16 protein-coding genes and 1 pseudogene are annotated in these 21,690 nt (G+C 53.2%); 12 read left to right on the top strand and 5 right to left on the bottom strand.

Annotation, left to right across the window (positions count from 1 at the left end; genetic code table 11):
- Positions 1-353: 353 nt before the first annotated feature.
- From D5085_01265 to D5085_01255, 3 genes are all read right to left on the bottom strand, one after another.
- A complete protein-coding gene (locus D5085_01265) occupies positions 354-1,223 on the bottom strand; it encodes a Fic family protein (GenBank protein QEP45007.1) in 870 nt (289 codons plus the stop codon).
- A gap of 409 nt (positions 1,224-1,632) precedes the next feature.
- Positions 1,633-2,298: a hypothetical protein gene (locus D5085_01260; protein QEP41893.1), complete on the bottom strand. Its 666-nt coding sequence runs from the start codon at positions 2,296-2,298 to the stop codon at positions 1,633-1,635.
- Positions 2,299-2,412: 114 nt separating this feature from the next.
- A complete protein-coding gene (locus D5085_01255) occupies positions 2,413-2,871 on the bottom strand; it encodes a hypothetical protein (protein QEP41892.1) in 459 nt (152 codons plus the stop codon).
- A 368-nt stretch (positions 2,872-3,239) separates the two neighbouring features.
- On the opposite strand from D5085_01255, the gene D5085_01250 reads away from it, so the two are divergent.
- A complete protein-coding gene (locus tag D5085_01250) occupies positions 3,240-3,479 on the top strand; it encodes a hypothetical protein (GenBank protein ID QEP41891.1) in 240 nt (79 codons plus the stop codon).
- A gap of 361 nt (positions 3,480-3,840) precedes the next feature.
- Here D5085_01250 and D5085_01245 read toward each other — a convergent pair whose 3' ends face one another.
- Both D5085_01245 and D5085_01240 read right to left on the bottom strand, forming a co-directional pair.
- On the bottom strand, positions 3,841-4,539 hold the full coding sequence (locus D5085_01245) for an MBL fold metallo-hydrolase (GenBank protein ID QEP45006.1): 699 nt from the start codon (positions 4,537-4,539) through the stop codon (positions 3,841-3,843).
- A 65-nt stretch (positions 4,540-4,604) separates the two neighbouring features.
- Positions 4,605-5,285 carry a type 1 glutamine amidotransferase domain-containing protein gene (locus D5085_01240; GenBank protein ID QEP41890.1) on the bottom strand — a complete coding sequence of 227 codons (681 nt, stop codon included), beginning with the start codon at positions 5,283-5,285 and terminating at the stop codon, positions 4,605-4,607.
- 428 nt (positions 5,286-5,713) lie between these two features.
- Between D5085_01240 and D5085_01235 the strand changes: the two genes are divergently transcribed.
- The 11 genes and pseudogenes from D5085_01235 to D5085_01185 all read left to right on the top strand — a co-directional run bounded on the left by D5085_01235 (position 5,714) and on the right by D5085_01185 (position 21,602).
- Complete coding sequence (locus tag D5085_01235) at positions 5,714-6,043, top strand: ATP-binding cassette domain-containing protein (GenBank protein QEP45005.1); 330 nt, start codon at positions 5,714-5,716, stop codon at positions 6,041-6,043.
- Between the two features lie 56 nt (positions 6,044-6,099).
- The gene (locus tag D5085_01230; protein ID QEP41889.1) at positions 6,100-6,558 is read left to right on the top strand and encodes a transposase family protein; all 459 of its coding nucleotides are present in this window, start codon (positions 6,100-6,102) and stop codon (positions 6,556-6,558) included.
- Positions 6,559-6,754: 196 nt separating this feature from the next.
- Positions 6,755-7,543, top strand: a complete 789-nt coding sequence (locus tag D5085_01225; GenBank protein ID QEP41888.1) for an ATP-binding protein — start codon at positions 6,755-6,757, stop codon at positions 7,541-7,543.
- Positions 7,544-7,638: 95 nt separating this feature from the next.
- Entirely contained in the window at positions 7,639-9,231 is a 1,593-nt protein-coding gene (locus tag D5085_01220) for an ATP-binding protein (GenBank protein QEP41887.1), read from the top strand.
- Positions 9,232-9,419: 188 nt separating this feature from the next.
- Positions 9,420-11,015 (top strand): ATP-binding protein, encoded by a 1,596-nt coding sequence (locus tag D5085_01215; protein ID QEP45004.1) that lies wholly within the window; start codon positions 9,420-9,422, stop codon positions 11,013-11,015.
- A 127-nt stretch (positions 11,016-11,142) separates the two neighbouring features.
- Positions 11,143-12,738 carry an ATP-binding protein gene (locus D5085_01210; GenBank protein QEP41886.1) on the top strand — a complete coding sequence of 532 codons (1,596 nt, stop codon included), beginning with the start codon at positions 11,143-11,145 and terminating at the stop codon, positions 12,736-12,738.
- 176 nt (positions 12,739-12,914) lie between these two features.
- Entirely contained in the window at positions 12,915-14,507 is a 1,593-nt protein-coding gene (locus D5085_01205; GenBank protein ID QEP41885.1) for an ATP-binding protein, read from the top strand.
- A 177-nt stretch (positions 14,508-14,684) separates the two neighbouring features.
- Complete coding sequence (locus D5085_01200; GenBank protein ID QEP41884.1) at positions 14,685-16,280, top strand: ATP-binding protein; 1,596 nt, start codon at positions 14,685-14,687, stop codon at positions 16,278-16,280.
- Positions 16,281-16,443: 163 nt separating this feature from the next.
- On the top strand, positions 16,444-18,039 hold the full coding sequence (locus tag D5085_01195; protein QEP41883.1) for an ATP-binding protein: 1,596 nt from the start codon (positions 16,444-16,446) through the stop codon (positions 18,037-18,039).
- Between the two features lie 188 nt (positions 18,040-18,227).
- Positions 18,228-19,820 (top strand): ATP-binding protein, encoded by a 1,593-nt coding sequence (locus D5085_01190; GenBank protein QEP41882.1) that lies wholly within the window; start codon positions 18,228-18,230, stop codon positions 19,818-19,820.
- A 188-nt stretch (positions 19,821-20,008) separates the two neighbouring features.
- A pseudogene (locus tag D5085_01185) lies at positions 20,009-21,602 on the top strand (ATP-binding protein).
- Positions 21,603-21,690: the final 88 nt, after the last annotated feature.

Here is a 21,690-nt window from a genome sequence, read left to right as displayed (position 1 = left end):
ACTATAGGGAGAATACTGGATAGGTGCCAGCCCTTACCGATTTATTGAAGTACCGTTGAAAAACATTGAGATCATGGGCTACCAACTTAAGCCGGGACAACTAATGATTTCATGAAGTTAGAATTAGCATGCCCTCTTCCTCTTCTGGGTAAGGGTAATTCTCCCATTTGGGCCTTGTTCATCGTCTCGTCACCCTCATGAGGCATGACTCCCTCGCCTTTCCTCTTCGCCTCCCCCAGCGGGGAGAGGTGGAGAGGAGCTGACGAGGAGATGAACAAGACCTGTTTAGGGAATACGCTAAATTATAGGTTCATAAATCAGCCGCGTAAAGTATAGTTAATTTGATTTAATACCTACAAATAAGGCTCTATTTTTTGAAAAAAATAGTACCCCCTATTCTCTGTTTCCGTATTCCCATTATCAGAGAGTAGATTTAGATATTGAAAAAGCCACTTTTTTACATACTTCGCAATGAGTCGTTGAAAGTGACTGTTGTCACCCGTCTCTGATATTTGAGCGGTTTCTAAAGCATTATAGTACGCCAATCTTTGATCTCTATCTGAGTGAATCACGGTAATAGGATAACCATTTTTAAGTAGAATGAGATTCATGACTAATCTGGCAGTTCTTCCATTACCGTCAATAAACGGATGAATCGTTACTAATTTTTCATGAAGATTGCTCGCTAACTCAACTGGATGAGTGTTAATTCTATTCGCTTCATAATAGTGAAAATACTCTTCCATAAGTTGCGGTATTTTTAAATAATTCGGGCAAATATGGCGACTCCCTGCAATGCGTACTCGCTCTCTTCGATACATCCCTGCATTTTCCCTATCTATGCCTGACAAAATAATAGCGTGGATTTGTAATAGCACATTTTGGTTAAACTCTGTCTCATGACGAGCTAACTCTCTAATAAGCTGAATAGCATCTCTATGGTTAATCGCTTCCTGATGATCTTTTAATGGCTTTCCGCTAATAGTCATTCCTCGATGAATGACCATTTCGGTTTCCATAAGGGTCAGTGTATTCCCTTCTATAGCATTCGATTCGTAAGTGTATTCAGTATCAAAAACTTCAGTAATATTTTTCACCTGATTAGTGGTTAATGGACGAAAGCTATCAAGACACTTTTTTAGATCGGTTAACTGCTCATACAGCTCAAAAAGATCATCTGTTTCTGGGTAAATAACGCTTAAATCAAAATCTTGAATGTGCATAAGACTCGACATTAAAGAATTAAACTGCTCTTTGATTCGTAATAAACCACTTTGTTGCTCACGAGAGAGTGATGCAGGCATCAATGGTTCTAAAGGTATGCTATTTGTTTGAGGCATTGATGTTCAGGCCTTGTTTATCGTTTCGTCAGCTAAGAGCCAAAACCGGTAAGGCTTCCCAATACACAAGTGACACAACACCCATCGCCAAAAGGAGGCAGTGTCATGTCAGAGGCTAGTTTAACCGACTCTGTCGCAACCCCAAAGAAAAACTCTTTACGCTAAGGCTAACTCACTAGGAGCTCAACAGGAGTTCCATGATGAATAACCCCAGTCTCAATTGTGATCTGCCGTTACAGCAGCTCGATATCACCGTTACCGTCTCCGACCCATCTCCTCATATACTTATCGGTCAACGGCAAGCGTCTGTTCGTACTTCTTGCTCGAAATCATTTATTTTTATTTTGGTGATTACTCGTTCACCGCGCCGATTAACCAGCTCAACCTTTGGACGCATGACAAGCCCTTCCGGAGGCGTAAGCCGTAATCTGGAATCATAGCCATTTTTGACCCTCTCAATGCCTTCAAGTAAGGTTCCCTCCCCAATCATAGGCACACTATCAATGACCAGTTTTTGAGCGATGTCTTCAACATTCTGACGCTCAAGCCAAATGCCATCAATATTGATATCGAATAAGATGAAGCTGACCCCATCGGGAATATAGTTGCCACCCCCTTTCTGAATTTTGGCTCCATACCCTTCGCCATACAAACACAGTGGTGGGAGTTTATGCATAGCAAACGCCTCAGCCGTAAAGAGTTCATCAAGTTTATCAAGCAAAAACTTCGGCGTCTCAGCATGGTCAGTTTTTCCGGCGAACGAGACATGATCTCCGTCCCATTGAACACGGATATTCGTACCATCAACTTTTTCGGTGAATACCCATATATTATTTTTCAAGTATTCAAATTCTGGTTTGGCGAATTGACCTTCAAGTAATGTTTTATGTTTCGTTGCAGGATCGCGTAGATATACCGTCTGAATCTTATGATACTCGTTCACTCCTAGTTCCTCCATAGATTAGTGCTGATAAATGTGAACATTTCGGTCTTGTTCTTCGGTATTTTTTTCTCAAAAAACTCTTTAAATTCAGTTGGATAATTAAATTTTATAATTGGCATATATGCTAGTTCATTTGATGCGTGCGCCAAAACACTGAGGCGAGCTTTTGTGAAAATAGCGCCATAGCACGAGTCCGCCCCAGCACCAGGCCAGAACCATCCATATCACACCGGTGCTATCGACCCAGTCGGCTAAGGTGTGATCCCATTCCATCGCATGCATCATTGTCAGCAGCGTCTCCCAGTCGTGGTAGCCGATCGTCTCTTGACCGGTGACACCGCCGAGCAGCATTAGCTGGCCATTGCGGGCATCGTTAATGTAAGGGGCAATATCCATCAGACTCTGTCCGGCCCACCAGAGCCCGACTGAGGCGGCGAAGGGATTGTCTTCCTTAATTAAAAAGACCAGCATCACTATCAGGGGCATTAGTACCTGAAACAGTGAGCCGCCGAGTACCGTCATAAAGTGGCCGAAGGGGCGGAACAGCACATGGCCGGCTTCATGAAAAATTAGATTCACATTGTGCATAAACGACTAGCCGATGTCGGGTACCGGTATATCGTAACGGTAGCCGAAATCGAGGTGGTAATACTCCATTTGAATGAACTGAACACACCAAACGATGAGTGCGATGTATAGCAGCAGATAGCCAGTAAGTGTTGCCTGGTTTACCGGTTTTGGCGGCTGTAAGAGCGAAGGGAGGGGCCATCGGATTTTACTTGCCGCGCGATTCTCAGTAACCGGTTCGGTTCGAAAGCGGTTTTTTAACCATTTTTTAAAGACAACCCCACAAGTAGGGCAGCGATCTGTTAACGGCTGCTCGGTTTGGTGACCACAATTTGGACAGACTCGATACATGGAGCTATTTTAATCGGTGTTACCTGTACATAGTAGCCTTGCAACTTAAAAAATTGACCAAAATCACCAAACTCTGTCTCTTCCCGGTGAGCTATAGTGTGTATCTGTTAATTGCTCCTCTGTTGCCCCCTGATTCTACATTCATCTCTCGTCAGGGGTGGTCTCAGGGTATCTTGACACTCAGGGGGGTTATCGATACAGGCAAACAGCAGGCGAAGCTCATCCAACATGATTGTGCGGGAGGAGTGGGCACCGCCTCGTTCAAATTTAAATCCTAATCAGTTTAGGCAGGAACTATTATTACTCATTTTCATCAGTCGTTTCTGTTGCTCTATCACATCTAACCCATTCGCCCGCATTGCTTGCTGCCATAAACATCGCAGTCTTGGCTGTACAATAGAACAGCATAAATCAGTAAGTCATCACTAGCCTACGCTAGCCGACAGACCATCAGCCCATCTTACACCGGAGCCCTGGCCTTGTGAAGTGACCGCCTGCTGTTCTGCTAGTTGCCAACTCCCTCGCAACTTCTTCAGTTCCAGCGTCTGCTGATAGTTCCAAGGGAATCACAACTCTAGATGACGATTGATCTGATGGGCATAACGCTGTAGCGTCATCAAGTAAGCAAACGGATTGATCTTAAGCAGATCGTTCTAATTCTAGTCCACAAACCTCGTTACCCGGTACAGCAATATCGATACGCTTAGGTTGAGGGAGATTCAGATTAGCCATTTTTTGAATAAAAGCCGCTTCGTTTACACCAGTAAAATAGGGGTTATAAGCCCTCTCTTCTTCAATAGTTGACGCGGTTCGGCCATTGTAGTCGTGACCGGGATAGACTGCTGTTTCGGCAGGGAGTTTAAAGATCTTTTGGGTGATGGAGTGATAGAGTTGACGACTATCACCAGATTGGAAGTCGGTGCGGCCACAGGCACGAATCATTAATGCATCTCCGGTGAATACTGCGCCATTAATTTTGTAGCTGACATCAGTATTGGTGTGGCCTGGAGTAGCAATGACTTCAATAGTCTGATTGCCTAAATACAGAATTTGGTTATCGATCAGAAGCTCATCTGCGCAGCTAGCCTGACTGTTTTTATGTAGCGCGATCACAGCACCAAATCGCTGCCGTAACAACCCTGAAGCAGTGATATGATCAGCGTGAATATGGGTTTCCAATGCATATTTAAGGGTCAGTCCTAATTCATCAATCAGGGTGCTATCACGCTCAAATTGCTCCCGAACTGAATCAATAATAGCAGACTCTCGTGTCTGTTCATCCCACAGCAGGTAGGTGAATGTGCTGGTATCACTATCAAAAAGTTGTCTGATTTGCATCATTTGGTCTCCTTATAGTTGTATCCTCTCGGAACAATATACTCCATGGCTAAATCAATTTTGTGTTAGTTAAGAGATTTAAGCAGGGCTTCTGCCACAGCAGCTGAAGAGGCAGGATTTTGTCCTGTGATAACCAAACCATCAACAACAGCCAGCGAGCCCCAATCTTCGACTTTTTGGTAGAACCCACCTAGTTCGTTTAGCTTATCTTCAACCAGATAGGGTACGACATTTGTTAACTGTACCGCTTCTTCTTCTGAGTTACTAAACCCAGTGACTCTCTTGCCTTTAACCAAGGGATCACCATTTTCATCCTTAGCGTTTAGCAGAACTGCCGGAGCATGGCACACTGCGGCAACAGGCTTTTTAGCAGAAATGAAGCCTTCTATCAGTTTAATGGAGTTTGGGTCATTGTGCAGATCCCATAACGGACCATGACCGCCCGGATAAAAAACAGCATCGAAATCTTCTACCTTCATTTCAGATAACTTCGCGGTATTGGCTAGCTCTGCTTGAGCGATCGGATCATTGTCAAACCGGTGTGTCTCTTTAGTTTGAAAAGTGGGTTCATGGCTTTTCGGATCAAGAGGAGGTTGACCACCTTCGGGTGAGCACAGTGTTACCTGCACACCCGCATCTATAAGTTGGTAGTATGGGGCGGCAAACTCCTCCAGCCAAAAGCCTGTTTTTTCGCCGGTATCACCGAGTTGGTCGTGTGATGTTAAGACAATAAGTACTTTGTTCATAAATATCCTCAATAGATTTTGTTTCATCTTTGTTACTAGGTATGTTGTCTTTGACAACCAAACTATCCTGAATTGTATGCTATATCTGGCAACAGGGATAGTTTCCGTGTATTGCAGAATTGCCGGTGCGTATATTACATTTTCACTGTGTAGGTGAGGTAATATGGAGCGACTGTAGGAAAAAGGCAACCAATTAAGTGCCTGACTAAATAGTCTCCGGTATGGCACCACTAGCGTATTTGGGTAATGGTGGATAATTTGAATAAGAAATCTTAATTTAATTCAATATCTTAGATAAATAACAAGGAGGAAAAGATGCTAAAATAGATCAGCATTGTTGTTTGGCTTTTTAACAACAAGACTTCAGTGACGATGAAATGAGCAGAAGAGGGCGCGCAACGGGTTCTGCATGAGTTATACCTTAAACCCTGCTGCAACTGATAAAACTCTGCAAAACATTCCACCAACCTGACGGTCACCTTCGTGTACTTGACGGTGTTGATCTCAGACTTGACACCGGCTGTTCTGCCGCCTTACTAGGCGAAAGTGGCAGTGGTAACTGTGGTCGGCTTGATACAGCTTTTCGCGATGACCTGATTGACCGACTCGGGCTGTTACCTCTGTTAGCGCGGCTGCCGCATCAGCTATCCGGAGGTCAGCAGCAGCGTGGGGCGATTGCCCGGGCCCTACCGCATAAACCGCGTCTGGTGCTGGCCGATGAGGCGACCAGCGAAGCGGTTATTAAAGTTGTTTCCTAGCCAAATTATATGGTTTATAATTAATTTTTTAAACAATTTTTTGAAAGGTGTTATTGATGAAATTTAGCACATCAGAGTTAAATACTGATAGAGGTTGGGCTGCTGCTACTGGCATAAAGAAAAAGCAGTTTTACTTGATTTTGGAAACTTTCGAAAAAAGCCACTTGAGCATTATCGAATCGAAATCACTTAAAAATACGATTAAAATTGGTGATGAATTCTGTATCAAAAACACAGAGGAGCTTTTATTTTTTACGCTGTTCAGTTTAAAGAGTGGGTTAACTTATGATAACTTAGGTTTTGTGGCTGGAATATCACCATCTTATGCGCACAAAGTTCAAGCATTTGGTCTCTCTGTTTTGGAGCACGCATTAAATGAGTTAGAATGTATGCCGATTAGAAAATTTAAGGATCCCATTGAGTTTAAAGAGTTTTTTGAAAAAAGTAATATCGAAAATATACTCATAGATGCAACCGAGCAAACGAAACAAAGACCATTGGAATATGGTAGATAAAAAGAACATTTTAACTGTTGATTTAGGGTTTCTTGGTATTGAGTCTGTTTATAATTTTAACTCAATAAAAATTCCACAAGCATTGAATCGGATGAATGGCAGTGGCTCGACCACCCGACCTCATCATATAACGGGTGCTTCTAAGTGAACGCATGATGGGTTCCGAACCGCCGGTTTTAGGCGAAAAACAGAGAGGATGAGAGGAATGGAGAAGTTTTTTAACACCGCAGGGCCGCAGATTGCCACCGATCACTATACGCTCGACCCGATGCAGCGCGTTCATTGGGCAGAGATTCACCATCTGATTGACCAAAAACGCTACTTTCTTCTCCACGCCCCCCGCCAGACGGGGAAAACCACCACCCTGCTGGCCATCGTCGAACAGTTGAACGCCGAGGGGCGTTATACCACGCTCTATGTCAACATCGAAGCGGCGCAGACGGCACGAAATCAAGTGGCGATTGGCCATTACACCATCGCCCATGCCATTGCCCGAACGGTACGCCTCACACTGCGCGACGATTCACTGCTGCACTGGCTGGAGGCGCAAACCCATCACGAGGAGAGCCATGGTCTGATTCTGAATCTACTGGAGCAGTGGAGTCTGCACCACCCGAAGCCGATTGTGCTGCTGCTCGATGAGGTCGATGCCCTCATTGGCGATACGCTAGTCTCCCTGCTGCGCCAACTGCGCACCGGCTACCCCCAACGCCCCCTAGCCTTCCCCCACTCCGCGCCCATTAACCCACGAGCGCGATCAACCCACCAGAGATACGGGCCTCGGTGCAGAGCTAGATTGGCCACGCCCGCCAAGGTGAAACAGAAGGGTTGCGCCGCCGCCTGCTCTGGAGTATTGTTTTTTGTCGAGGGGGATGACCATCACTGCGGTCGAAGCGTGCCCTTAACTGCTGCTCTGGATGATTCCGCATATCGACAAACGGCTCTGCCAGCGCCGCTTCTATCGCCCCTCGCCCGTTTGCGGTAGAGGGGAATAGAGGGCCTGTGGACTTGAGTTTGCGTCACATCAGTTACAGATTCCGAACCGCCGGTTTTAGGCGCAAAACCGAGAGGATGAGAGGAATGGAGAAGTTTTTTAACACCGCAGGGCCGCAGATTGCCGCCGATCACTATACGCTCGACCCGATGCAGCGCGTTCATTGGGCAGAGATTCACCATCTGATTGACCAAAAACGCTACTTTCTGCTCCACGCCCCCCGCCAGACGGGGAAGACCACCACCCTGCTGGCGATGGTCGAGCGGCTCAATGCGGAAGGGCGTTATAGTGCCCTCTATGTCAATTTAGAGCGGTCGCAGGTGGCACGACAGAATGCCGAACTCGGCGATCGGCAGTTCTGCGATGCCCTGTTGCAGAGTATTCGCGCCACGGCACCCCATCTGATTGATGCCAGCGCAGGGCATCAAATCATTGCTGAAGCGGAAGCGATGCAGCGATTTAGTGCCCTGTTAAGCTGGTGGGCTTCGGTTCACCCCAAGCCGATAGTCCTACTACTGGATGAGGTCGATGCCCTCATTGGCGATACGCTAGTCTCCCTGCTGCGCCAACTGCGCACCGGTTATACCCAACGCCCGCACGCCTTTCCCCACTCGGTGCTGCTCTGCGGCGTGCGCGACTTAAAAGATTACCGCATCCACCAGAGCAGCGGCGACATTATCACCGGTGGCAGCGCCTTTAACATTAAGGCTAAGTCGCTCACGATGGGCAATTTCAGCGCAGCGGAGTGCCGCCAACTCTATCAGCAGCACACCGAAGCGACCGGCCAGCCCTTTGAAGAGGGCATTTTTGCCGAGTTGTGGCTCGATACCGCCGGACAGCCGTGGCTTGTCAATGCGCTCGGCCATGAGTTGACCTGGGAAGAGGTGGCGTTGCGCGACCGCAGCCAAACCATTACCTTGCAACACTATCAGGCCGCCCGTGAGCGGCTGATTCAATCCCGCGCCACCCACCTCGATCAGTTGTCAGACAAACTGCGTGAACCGCGCGTGCATGGGGTGATAGCACCGATTGTAGCGGGCGAAGGGGATAGCATCCAGCAAGCCGCCGATGACCTGCAATATTGCGAAGATTTAGGGCTAATTCGGCGCAACCCGATGGTCCATATCAGCAACCGTATCTACCAAGAGGTGATTCCACGCGAGCTGTCGATTGTGATGCAGCAGAACATCACCCACCAACAGCAGCAGTGGTACCTCACCGCCGAGCGGCGGCTCGACATGGTCAAACTCCTCAAAGCCTTCCAACACTTCTTCCGCGAGAACGCCGAAAGCTGGATAGAGCGCTTTGACTACAAAGAGGCGGGGCCGCAACTGCTAATGCAGGCCTTTTTGCAGCGGATTATTAACGGCGGCGGGCGGATTCAGCGCGAATATGCCTTAGGCCGTAAGCGCACCGACCTCACTATCGAGTGGTCGCTGGATGAGGCGCAGGGCTTCTTTGGGCCGGTGCAGCGGATAGTGGTCGAGCTAAAACTGCAACGGGGCGATTTAGAAGAGCTCATTGCCAAAGGTATCACCCAGACCCTCGACTATGCCGACGGCTGTGGTGCCGAGGAGTCGCATCTGCTTATCTTCAACCGCGACCCGAAAGTGAGCTGGGAGGAGAAGCTCTGGTACTGCCCCGCCCGGGAGAACCAGCCCCATTTATGGGGGTGTTAATGCCGCTGCGCCGGCTGTCGATACTTAACCTAATCGTTCACTTACCTGTTCAGGAGTTACCTTATGGTGTTTAACCACTACGCGCTAACCGATATCGGTCTGGTTAGAGAGGAGAATCAGGATCGCTATCTGCTACAGTTCGGCGCCAAACCGCCGGTTTTAGGCGAAAAACAGAGAGGATGAGAGGAGTGGAGAAGTTTTTTAACACCGCAGGGCCGCAGATTGCCGCCGATCACTATACGCTCGACCCGATGCAGCGCGTTCATTGGGCAGAGATTCACCATCTGATTGACCAAAAACGCTACTTTCTGCTCCACGCCCCCCGCCAGACGGGGAAGACCACCACCCTGCTGGCGATGGTCGAGCGGCTCAATGCGGAAGGGCGTTATAGTGCCCTCTATGTCAATTTAGAGCGGTCGCAGGTGGCACGACAGAATGCCGAACTCGGCGATCGGCAGTTCTGCGATGCCCTGTTGCAGAGTATTCGCGCCACGGCACCCCATCTGATTGATGCCAGCGCAGGGCATCAAATCATTGCTGAAGCGGAAGCGATGCAGCGATTTAGTGCCCTGTTAAGCTGGTGGGCTTCGGTTCACCCCAAGCCGATAGTCCTGCTACTAGATGAGGTCGATGCCCTCATTGGCGATACGCTAGTCTCCCTGCTGCGGCAACTGCGCACCGGTTATACCCAGCGCCCGCACGCCTTTCCCCACTCGGTGCTGCTCTGCGGCGTGCGCGACTTAAAAGATTACCGCATCCACCAGAGCAGTGGCGACATCATCACCGGCGGCAGCGTCTTTAATATCAAAGCCAAATCCCTAACGATGGGCAACTTCAACGAAGTCGAATGCCGCCAGCTCTATCAGCAGCACACCGAGGCGACCGGCCAGCCCTTTGAAGAGGGCATTTTTGCCGAGTTGTGGCTCGACACCGCCGGACAGCCGTGGCTTGTCAATGCCCTTGGCCACGAACTGACTTGGGAAGAGGTGGGACTCCGCGACCGCCGCCAACCCATCACCCTACGCCACTATCAGGCCGCCCGTGAGCGGCTGATTCAATCCCGCGCCACCCACCTCGACCAGTTAGCGCACAAGCTGCAAGAGGAGCGGGTGCGGCGAGTGATTGCCCCCTTACTGGCAGGGGTGGATGAGTTAGAGCAGCCGGTTCCACTGGATGACCGCCAATATTGCGAAGATTTGGGTTTAGTGGTGTCGCGCCCCTCGCTGCGCATTAGCAATCGCATCTATCGCGAAGTGATTCCGCGTGAGCTGACCTGGATCACCCAGACCACCATCGCCAATCAGGAGCAGGTGTGGTACCTCCACCCCGACCGGCGACTGAATATGGTCAAACTCCTCAAAGCCTTCCAACACTTCTTCCGCGAGAACGCCGAGGGCTGGATAGAGCGCTTTGACTACAAAGAGGCGGGGCCGCAACTGCTGATGCAGGCCTTTTTGCAGCGGATTATTAACGGCGGCGGGCGGATTCAGCGCGAATATGCCTTAGGCCGTAAGCGCACCGACCTCACTATCGAGTGGTCGCTGGATGAGGCGCAGGGCTTCTTTGGGCCGGTGCAGCGGATAGTGGTCGAGCTAAAACTGCAACGGGGCGATTTAGAAGAGCTCATTGCCAAAGGTATCACCCAGACCCTCGACTATGCCGACGGCTGTGGTGCCGAGGAGTCGCATCTGCTTATCTTCAACCGCGACCCGAAAGTGAGCTGGGAGGAGAAGCTCTGGTACTGCCCCGCCCGGGAGAACCAGCCCCATTTATGGGGGTGTTAATGCCGCTGCGCCGACTGTCGATACTGAAACCAATCGGCCTTGTTCATCGCCCCGATTGACGGAACGGGTGGCACCCATGGGCTGGATTCCGGGCAGCAGCCGGTGAAAAACAGAGAGGATGAGATGAATGGATAAATTTTTTAACACCGCTGGGCCGCAAAAGGCGGAGCTGAACTACACCCTGCCGCCACTTATGCGGCTCAACTGGGCGGAGCTGAGCTATCTTATCGACAGCCAGCGCTACTTTCTGCTCCACGCCCCCCGCCAGACGGGGAAGACCACCACCCTGCTGGCGATGGTCGAGCGGCTCAATGCGGAAGGGCGTTATAGTGCCCTCTATGTCAATTTAGAGCGGTCGCAGGTGGCACGACAGAATGCCGAACTCGGCGATCGGCAGTTCTGCGATGCCCTGTTGCAGAGTATTCGCGCCACGGCACCCCATCTGATTGATGCCAGCGCAGGGCATCAAATCATTGCTGAAGCGGAAGCGATGCAGCGATTTAGTGCCCTGTTAAGCTGGTGGGCTTCGGTTCACCCCAAGCCGATAGTCCTGCTACTAGATGAGGTCGATGCCCTCATTGGCGATACGCTAGTCTCCCTGCTGCGGCAACTGCGCACCGGTTATACCCAGCGCCCGCACGCCTTTCCCCACTCGGTGCTGCTCTGCGGCGTGCGCGACTTAAAAGATTACCGCATCCACCAGAGCAGTGGCGACATCATCACCGGCGGCAGCGTCTTTAATATCAAAGCCAAATCCCTAACGATGGGCAACTTCAACGAAGTCGAATGCCGCCAGCTCTATCAGCAGCACACCGAGGCGACCGGCCAGCCCTTTGAAGAGGGCATTTTTGCCGAGTTGTGGCTCGACACCGCCGGACAGCCGTGGCTTGTCAATGCCCTTGGCCACGAACTGACTTGGGAAGAGGTGGGACTCCGCGACCGCCGCCAACCCATCACCCTACGCCACTATCAGGCCGCCCGTGAGCGGCTGATTCAATCCCGCGCCACCCACCTCGACCAGTTAGCGCACAAGCTGCAAGAGGAGCGGGTGCGGCGAGTGATTGCCCCCTTACTGGCAGGGGTGGATGAGTTAGAGCAGCCGGTTCCACTGGATGACCGCCAATATTGCGAAGATTTGGGTTTAGTGGTGTCGCGCCCCTCGCTGCGCATTAGCAATCGCATCTATCGCGAAGTGATTCCGCGTGAGCTGACCTGGATCACCCAGACCACCATCGCCAATCAGGAGCAGGTGTGGTACCTCCACCCCGACCGGCGACTGAATATGGTCAAACTCCTCAAAGCCTTCCAACACTTCTTCCGCGAGAACGCCGAGGGCTGGATAGAGCGCTTTGACTACAAAGAGGCGGGGCCGCAACTGCTAATGCAGGCCTTTTTGCAGCGGATTATTAACGGCGGCGGGCGGATTCAGCGCGAATATGCCTTAGGCCGTAAGCGCACCGACCTCACTATCGAGTGGTCGCTGGATGAGGCGCAGGGCTTCTTTGGGCCGGTGCAGCGGATAGTGGTCGAGCTAAAACTGCAACGGGGCGATTTAGAAGAGCTCATTGCCAAAGGTATCACCCAGACCCTCGACTATGCCGACGGCTGTGGTGCTGAGGAGTCGCATCTGCTTATCTTCAACCGCGACCCGAAAGTGAGCTGGGAGGAGAAGCTCTGGTACTGCCCCGCACGGGAGAACCAGCCCCATTTATGGGGGTGTTAATGCCGCTGCGCCGACTGTCGATACTTAAACCAATCGGCCTTGTTCATCGCCCCGATTGACGGAACGGGTGGCACCCATGGGCTGGATTCTGGGCAGCAGCCTCGGATCGCGATATTTTTTAGAGTCGCGCTATCCACCATCTACCGGTTAGGTGAAAAACAGAGAGGATGAGATGAATGGATAAATTTTTTAACACCGCTGGGCCGCAAAAGGCGGAGCTGAACTACACCCTGCCGCCACTCATGCGGCTCAACTGGGCGGAGCTGAGCTATCTTATCGACAGCCAGCGCTACTTTCTGCTCCATGCGCCGCGCCAGACCGGCAAAACCACCACCCTGCTGGCGATGGTCGAGCGGCTCAATGCGGAAGGGCGTTATAGTGCCCTCTATGTCAATTTAGAGCGGTCGCAGGTGGCACGACAGAATGCCGAACTCGGCGATCGGCAGTTCTGCGATGCCCTGTTGCAGAGTATTCGCGCCACGGCACCCCATCTGATTGATGCCAGCGCAGGGCATCAAATCATTGCTGAAGCGGAAGCGATGCAGCGATTTAGTGCCCTGTTAAGCTGGTGGGCTTCGGTTCACCCCAAGCCGATAGTCCTGCTACTAGATGAGGTCGATGCCCTCATTGGCGATACGCTAGTCTCCCTGCTGCGCCAACTGCGCACCGGTTATACCCAACGCCCGCACGCCTTTCCCCACTCGGTGCTGCTCTGCGGCGTGCGCGACTTAAAAGATTACCGCATCCACCAGAGCAGCGGCGACATTATCACCGGTGGCAGCGCCTTTAACATTAAGGCTAAGTCGCTCACGATGGGCAATTTCAGCGCAGCGGAGTGCCGCCAACTCTATCAGCAGCACACCGAAGCGACCGGCCAGCCCTTTGAAGAGGGCATTTTTGCCGAGTTGTGGCTCGATACCGCCGGACAGCCGTGGCTTGTCAATGCGCTCGGCCATGAGTTGACCTGGGAAGATGTGGCGTTGCGCGACCGCAGCCAAACCATTACCTTGCAACACTATCAGGCCGCCCGTGAGCGGCTGATTCAATCCCGCGCCACCCACCTCGATCAGTTGTCAGACAAACTGCGTGAACCGCGCGTGCATGGGGTGATAGCACCGATTGTAGCGGGCGAAGGGGATAGCATCCAGCAAGCCGCCGATGACCTGCAATATTGCGAAGATTTAGGGCTAATTCGGCGCAACCCGATGGTCCATATCAGCAACCGTATCTACCAAGAGGTGATTCCACGCGAGCTGTCGATTGTGATGCAGCAGAACATCACCCACCAACAGCAGCAGTGGTACCTCACCGCCGAGCGGCGGCTCGACATGGTCAAACTCCTCAAAGCCTTCCAACACTTCTTCCGCGAGAACGCCGAAAGCTGGATAGAGCGCTTTGACTACAAAGAGGCGGGGCCGCAACTGCTAATGCAGGCCTTTTTGCAGCGGATTATTAACGGCGGCGGGCGGATTCAGCGCGAATATGCCTTAGGCCGTAAGCGCACCGACCTCACTATCGAGTGGTCGCTGGATGAGGCGCAGGGCTTCTTTGGGCCGGTGCAGCGGATAGTGGTCGAGCTAAAACTGCAACGGGGCGATTTAGAAGAGCTCATTGCCAAAGGTATCACCCAGACCCTCGACTATGCCGACGGCTGTGGTGCCGAGGAGTCGCATCTGCTTATCTTCAACCGCGACCCGAAAGTGAGCTGGGAGGAGAAGCTCTGGTACTGCCCCGCCCGGGAGAACCAGCCCCATTTATGGGGGTGTTAATGCCGCTGCGCCGGCTGTCGATACTTAAACCAATCGGCCTTGTTCATCGCCCCGATTGACGGAACGGGTGGCACCCATGGGCTGGATTCCGGGGCAGCAGCCCCGGATCGCGATGTTTTTTAGGGTCGCGCTATCCACCATCTACCGGTTAGGTGAAAAACAGAGAGGATGAGATGAATGGATAAATTTTTTAACACCGCTGGGCCGCAAAAGGCGGAGCTGAACTACACATTACCGCCACTCATGCGGCTCAACTGGGCGGAGCTGAGCTATCTTATCGACAGCCAGCGCTACTTTCTGCTCCATGCGCCGCGCCAGACCGGCAAAACCACCACCCTGCTGGCGATGGTCGAGCGGCTCAATGCGGAAGGGCGTTATAGTGCCCTCTATGTCAACATTGAAATGGCGCAGACGGCGCGGAATCAGATCACGATTGGTAACTATACGGTTGCTAATGCCATTGCCCGATCAGCGCGTCTCACATTGCACGATAGCTCACTGCTCGATTGGCTGGAGGCGCAGCCCCACCATGGGGAGAGTCACCACGGGCTGGTCTTTAATCTGCTAGAGCGGTGGAGCCTGCACCACCCTAAGCCGATAGTCCTGCTATTAGATGAGGTCGATGCCCTCATTGGCGATACGCTAGTCTCCCTGCTGCGCCAACTGCGCACCGGTTATACCCAACGCCCGCACGCCTTTCCCCACTCGGTGCTGCTCTGCGGCGTGCGCGACTTAAAAGATTACCGCATCCACCAGAGCAGTGGCGACATCATCACCGGCGGCAGCGCCTTTAATATCAAAGCCGAATCCCTAACGATGGGCAACTTTAACGAAGTCGAATGCCGTCAGCTCTATCAGCAGCACACTGAGGCGACCGGCCAGCCCTTTGAAGAGGGCATTTTTGCCGAGTTGTGGCTCGATACCGCCGGACAGCCGTGGCTTGTCAATGCGCTCGGCCACGAACTGACTTGGAAGGAGAGCGCACTCCGCGACCGCAGCCAAACCATTACCTTGCAACACTATCAGGCCGCCCGTGAGCGGCTGATTCAATCCCGCGCCACCCACCTCGATCAGTTATCAGACAAACTGTGTGAACCGCGCGTGCATGGGGTGATAGCACCGATTGTAGCGGGCGAAGGGGATAGCATCCAGCAAGCCGCCGATGACCTGCAATATTGCGAAGATTTAGGGCTGATTCGGCGCCACCCGATGGCCCATATCAGCAACCGCATCTACCAAGAGGTGATTCCACGCGAGCTGTCGATTGTGATGCAGCAGAACATCACCCACCAACAGCAGCAGTGGTACCTCACCGCCGAGCGGCGGCTCGACATGGTCAAACTCCTCAAAGCCTTCCAACACTTCTTCCGCGAGAACGCCGAAAGCTGGATAGAGCGCTTTGACTACAAAGAGGCGGGGCCGCAGCTATTAATGCAGGCCTTTTTGCAGCGGATTATTAACGGCGGCGGGCGGATTCAGCGCGAATATGCCTTAGGCCGTAAGCGCACCGACCTCACTATCGAGTGGTCGCTGGATGAGGCGCAGGGCTTCTTTGGGCCGGTGCAGCGGATAGTGGTCGAGCTAAAACTGCAACGGGGCGATTTAGAAGAGCTCATTGCCAAAGGTATCACCCAGACCCTCGACTATGCCGACGGCTGTGGTGCCGAGGAGTCGCATCTGCTTATCTTCAACCGCGACCCGAAAGTGAGCTGGGAGGAGAAGCTCTGGTACTGTCCCGCCCGGGAGAACCAGCCCCATTTATGGGGGTGTTAATGCCGCTGCGCCGGCTGTCGATACTGAAACCAATCGGCCTTGTTCATCGCCCCGATTGACGGAACGGGTGGCACCCATGGGCTGAGCCCCGGATCGCGATATTTTTTAGAGTCGCGCTATCCACCATCTACCGGTTAGGTGAAAAACAGAGAGGATGAGATGAATGGATAAATTTTTTAACACCGCTGGGCCGCAAAAGGCGGAGCTGAACTACACCCTGCCGCCACTTATGCGGCTCAACTGGGCGGAGCTGAGCTATCTTATCGACAGCCAGCGCTACTTTCTGCTCCATGCGCCGCGCCAGACCGGCAAAACCACCACCCTGCTGGCGATGGTCGAGCGGCTCAATGCGGAAGGGCGTTATAGTGCCCTCTATGTCAACATTGAAACGGCGCAGACCGCACGCAATGATGTGGGAGCAGGAATTAAAACCATCTGTCTGGCTATCGCGGAAACTGTGGCGATGGATCGGGGAGACAACCAACTTCTGGCGTGGTTAAAACAGGAGGGTTCGGAAAAGACACCGCATCAGCAGCTACAAGCCCTGCTCAATTTCTGGTGCCAGCGCAGCGACCGTCCGATTGTGCTGCTACTCGATGAGGTCGATGCCCTCATTGGCGATACACTGGTCTCCCTGCTGCGCCAACTGCGCACCGGCTACACCCAGCGCCCGCACGCCTTTCCCCACTCGGTGCTGCTCTGCGGCGTGCGCGACTTAAAAGATTACCGCATCCACCAGAGCAGCGGCGAGATTATCACCGGCGGCAGCGCCTTTAACATTAAGGCTAAGTCGCTCACGATGGGCAATTTCAACGAAGTCGAATGCCGCCAACTCTATCAGCAGCACACCGAAGCGACCGGCCAGCCCTTTGAAGAGGGCATTTTTGCCGAGCTGTGGCTCGACACCGCCGGACAGCCGTGGCTTGTCAATGCGCTCGGCCACGAACTGACTTGGGAAGAGGTGGCGTTGCGCGACCGCAGCCAAACCATTACCTTGCAACACTATCAGGCCGCCCGTGAGCGGCTGATTCAATCCCGCGCCACCCACCTCGACCAGTTAGCGCACAAGCTGCAAGAGGAGCGGGTGCGGCGAGTGATTGCCCCCTTACTGGCAGGGGTGGATGAGTTAGAGCAGCCGGTTCCACGGGATGACCGCCAATATTGCGAAGATTTGGGTTTAGTGGTGTCGCGCCCCTCGCTGCGCATTAGCAATCGCATCTATCGTGAAGTGATTCCGCGTGAGCTGACCTGGATCACCCAGACCACTATCGCCAATCAGGAGCAGGTGTGGTACCTCCACCCCGACCGGCGACTGAATATGGTCAAACTCCTCAAAGCCTTCCAACACTTCTTCCGTGAGAACGCCGAGGGCTGGATAGAGCGCTTTGACTACAAAGAGGCGGGGCCGCAACTGCTAATGCAGGCCTTTTTGCAGCGGATTATTAACGGCGGCGGGCGGATTCAGCGCGAATATGCCTTAGGCCGTAAGCGCACCGACCTCACTATCGAGTGGTCGCTGGATGAGGCGCAGGGCTTCTTTGGGCCGGTGCAGCGGATAGTGGTCGAGCTAAAACTGCAACGGGGTGATTTAGAAGAGCTCATTGCCAAAGGTATCACCCAGACCCTCGACTATGCCGACGGCTGTGGTGCCGAGGAGTCGCATCTGCTTATCTTCAACCGCGACCCGAAAGTGAGCTGGGAGGAGAAGCTCTGGTACTGCCCCGCACGGGAGAACCAGCCCCATTTATGGGGGTGTTAATGCCGCTGCGCCGGCTGTCGATACTTAACCTAATCGTTCACTTACCTGTTCAGGAGTTACCTTATGGTGTTTAACCACTACGCGCTAACCGATATCGGTCGGGTTAGAGAGGAGAATCAGGATCGCTATCTGCTACAGTTCGGCGCCAAACCGCCGGTTTTAGGCGCAAAACCGAGAGGATGAGAGGAGTGGAGAAGTTTTTTAACACCGCAGGGCCGCAGATTGCCGCCGATCACTATACGCTCGACCCGATGCAGCGCGTTCATTGGGCAGAGATTCACCATCTGATTGACCAAAAACGCTACTTTCTGCTCCACGCCCCCCGCCAGACGGGGAAAACCACCACCCTGCTGGCCATCGTCGAACAGTTGAACGCCGAGGGGCGTTATACCACGCTCTATGTCAACATCGAAGCGGCGCAGACGGCACGAAATCAAGTGGCGATTGGCCATTACACCATCGCCCATGCCATTGCCCGAACGGTACGCCTCACACTGCGCGACGATTCACTGCTGCACTGGCTGGAGGCGCAAACCCATCACGAGGAGAACCATGGGCTGATTCTGAATCTACTGGAGCAGTGGAGTCTGCACCACCCGAAGCCGATTGTGCTGCTGCTCGATGAGGTCGATGCCCTTATTGGCGATACGCTAGTCTCCCTGCTGCGCCAACTGCGCACCGGCTACACCCAACGCCCGCACGCCTTTCCCCACTCGGTGCTGCTCTGCGGCGTGCGCGACTTAAAAGATTACCGCATCCACCAGAGCAGCGGCGACATTATCACCGGTGGCAGCGCCTTTAACATTAAGGCTAAGTCGCTCACGATGGGCAATTTCAACGAAGTCGAATGCCGCCAACTCTATCAGCAGCACACTGAGGCGACCGGCCAGCCCTTTGAAGAGGGCATTTTTGCCGAGTTGTGGCTCGATACCGCCGGACAGCCGTGGCTGGTCAATGCGCTCGGCCATGAGTTGACCTGGGAAGAGGTGGCGTTGCGCGACCGCAGCCAAACCATTACCTTGCAACACTATCAGGCCGCCTGTGAGCGGCTGATTCAATCCCGCGCCACCCACCTCGATCAGTTGTCAGACAAACTGTGTGAACCGCGCGTGCATGGGGTGATAGCACCGATTGTAGCGGGCGAAGGGGATAGCATCCAGCAAGCCGCCGATGACCTGCAATATTGCGAAGATTTAGGGCTGATTCGGCGCCACCCGATGGTCCATATCAGCAACCGCATCTACCAAGAGGTGATTCCACGCGAGCTGTCGATTGTGATGCAGCAGAACATCACCCACCAACAGCAGCAGTGGTACCTCACCGCCGAGCGGCGGCTTGACATGGTCAAACTCCTCAAAGCCTTCCAACACTTCTTCCGCGAGAACGCCGAAAGCTGGATAGAGCGCTTTGACTACAAAGAGGCGGGGCCGCAACTGCTAATGCAGGCCTTTTTGCAGCGGATTATTAACGGCGGCGGGCGGATTCAGCGCGAATATGCCTTAGGCCGTAAGCGCACCGACCTCACTATCGAGTGGTCGCTGGATGAGGCGCAGGGCTTCTTTGGGCCGGTGCAGCGGATAGTGGTCGAGCTAAAACTGCAACGGGGCGATTTAGAAGAGCTCATTGCCAAAGGTATCACCCAGACCCTCGACTATGCCGACGGCTGTGGTGCCGAGGAGTCGCATCTGCTTATCTTCAACCGCGACCCGAAAGTGAGCTGGGAGGAGAAGCTCTGGTACTGCCCCGCACGGGAGAACCAGCCCCATTTATGGGGGTGTTAATGCCGCTGCACCGGCTGTCGATACTTAACCTAATCGTTCACTTACCTGTTCAGGAGTTACCTTATGGTGTTTAACCACTACGCGCTAACCGATATCGGTCGGGTTAGAGAAGAGAATCAGGATCGCTATCTGCTACAGTTCGGCGCCAAACCGCCGGTTTTAGGCGAAAAACAGAGAGGATGAGAGGAGTGGAGAAGTTTTTTAACACCGCAGGGCCGCAGATTGCCGCCGATCACTATACGCTCGACCCGATGCAGCGCGTTCATTGGGCAGAGATTCACCATCTGATTGACCAAAAACGCTACTTTCTGCTCCACGCCCCCCGCCAGACGGGGAAGACCACCACCCTGCTGGCGATGGTCGAGCGGCTCAATGCGGAAGGGCGTTATAGTGCCCTCTATGTCAACATTGAAACGGCGCAGACCGCACGCAATGATGTGGGAGCAGGAATTAAAACCATCTGTCTGGCTATCGCGGAAACTGTGGCGATGGATCGGGGAGACAACCAACTTCTGGCGTGGTTAAAACAGGAGGGTTCGGAAAAGACACCGCATCAGCAGCTACAAGCCCTGCTCAATTTCTGGTGCCAGCGCAGCGACCGTCCGATTGTGCTGCTACTGGATGAGGTCGATGCCCTCATTGGCGATACGCTAGTCTCCCTGCTGCGCCAACTGCGCACCGGCTACACCCAGCGCCCGCACGCCTTTCCCCACTCGGTGCTGCTCTGCGGCGTGCGCGACTTAAAAGATTACCGCATCCACCAGAGCAGCGGCGAGATTATCACCGGCGGCAGCGCCTTTAACATTAAGGCTAAGTCGCTCACGATGGGCAATTTCAACGAAGTCGAATGCCGCCAACTCTATCAGCAGCACACCGAAGCGACCGGCCAGCCCTTTGAAGAGGGCATTTTTGCCGAGCTGTGGCTCGACACCGCCGGACAGCCGTGGCTTGTCAATGCGCTCGGCCACGAACTGACTTGGGAAGAGGTGGCGTTGCGCGACCGCAGCCAAACCATTACCTTGCAACACTATCAGGCCGCCCGTGAGCGGCTGATTCAATCCCGCGCCACCCACCTCGACCAGTTAGCGCACAAGCTGCAAGAGGAGCGGGTGCGGCGAGTGATTGCCCCTTACTGGCAGGGGTGGATGAGTTAGAGCAGCCGGTTCCACGGATGACCGCCAATATTGCGAAGATTTGGGTTTAGTGGTGTCGCGCCCCTCGCTGCGCATTAGCAATCGCATCTATCGTGTAAGTTATTTCGCGTTAGCTGACCTTGCTCACCCAGACCATATCGCCAATCAGGAGCAGGTGTGGTACCTCCACCCCGACCGGCGACTGAATATGGTCAAACTCCTCAAAGCCTTCCAACACTTCTTCCGTGAGAACGCCGAGGGCTGGATAGAGCGCTTTGACTACAAAGAGGCGGGGCCGCAACTGCTAATGCAGGCCTTTTTGCAGCGGATTATTAACGGCGGCGGGCGGATTCAGCGCGAATATGCCTTAGGCCGTAAGCGCACCGACCTCACTATCGAGTGGTCGCTGGATGAGGCGCAGGGCTTCTTTGGGCCGGTGCAGCGGATAGTGGTCGAGCTAAAACTGCAACGGGGTGATTTAGAAGAGCTCATTGCCAAAGGTATCACCCAGACCCTCGACTATGCCGACGGCTGTGGTGCCGAGGAGTCGCATCTGCTTATCTTCAACCGCGACCCGAAAGTGAGCTGGGAGGAGAAGCTCTGGTACTGCCCCGCACGGGAGAACCAGCCCCATTTATGGGGGTGTTAATGCCGCTGCGCCGGCTGTCGATACTTAACCTAATCGTTCACTTACCTGTTCAGGAGTTACCTTATGGTGTTTAACCACTACGCGCTAA

This window comes from Ectothiorhodospiraceae bacterium BW-2 (genome assembly GCA_008375315.1).
Taxonomy (GTDB): domain Bacteria; phylum Pseudomonadota; class Gammaproteobacteria; order Thiohalomonadales; family Thiohalomonadaceae; genus BW-2.
Note: the sequence above shows the minus strand (reverse complement) of the source record. Positions and strands in the feature narration are given on the sequence as shown.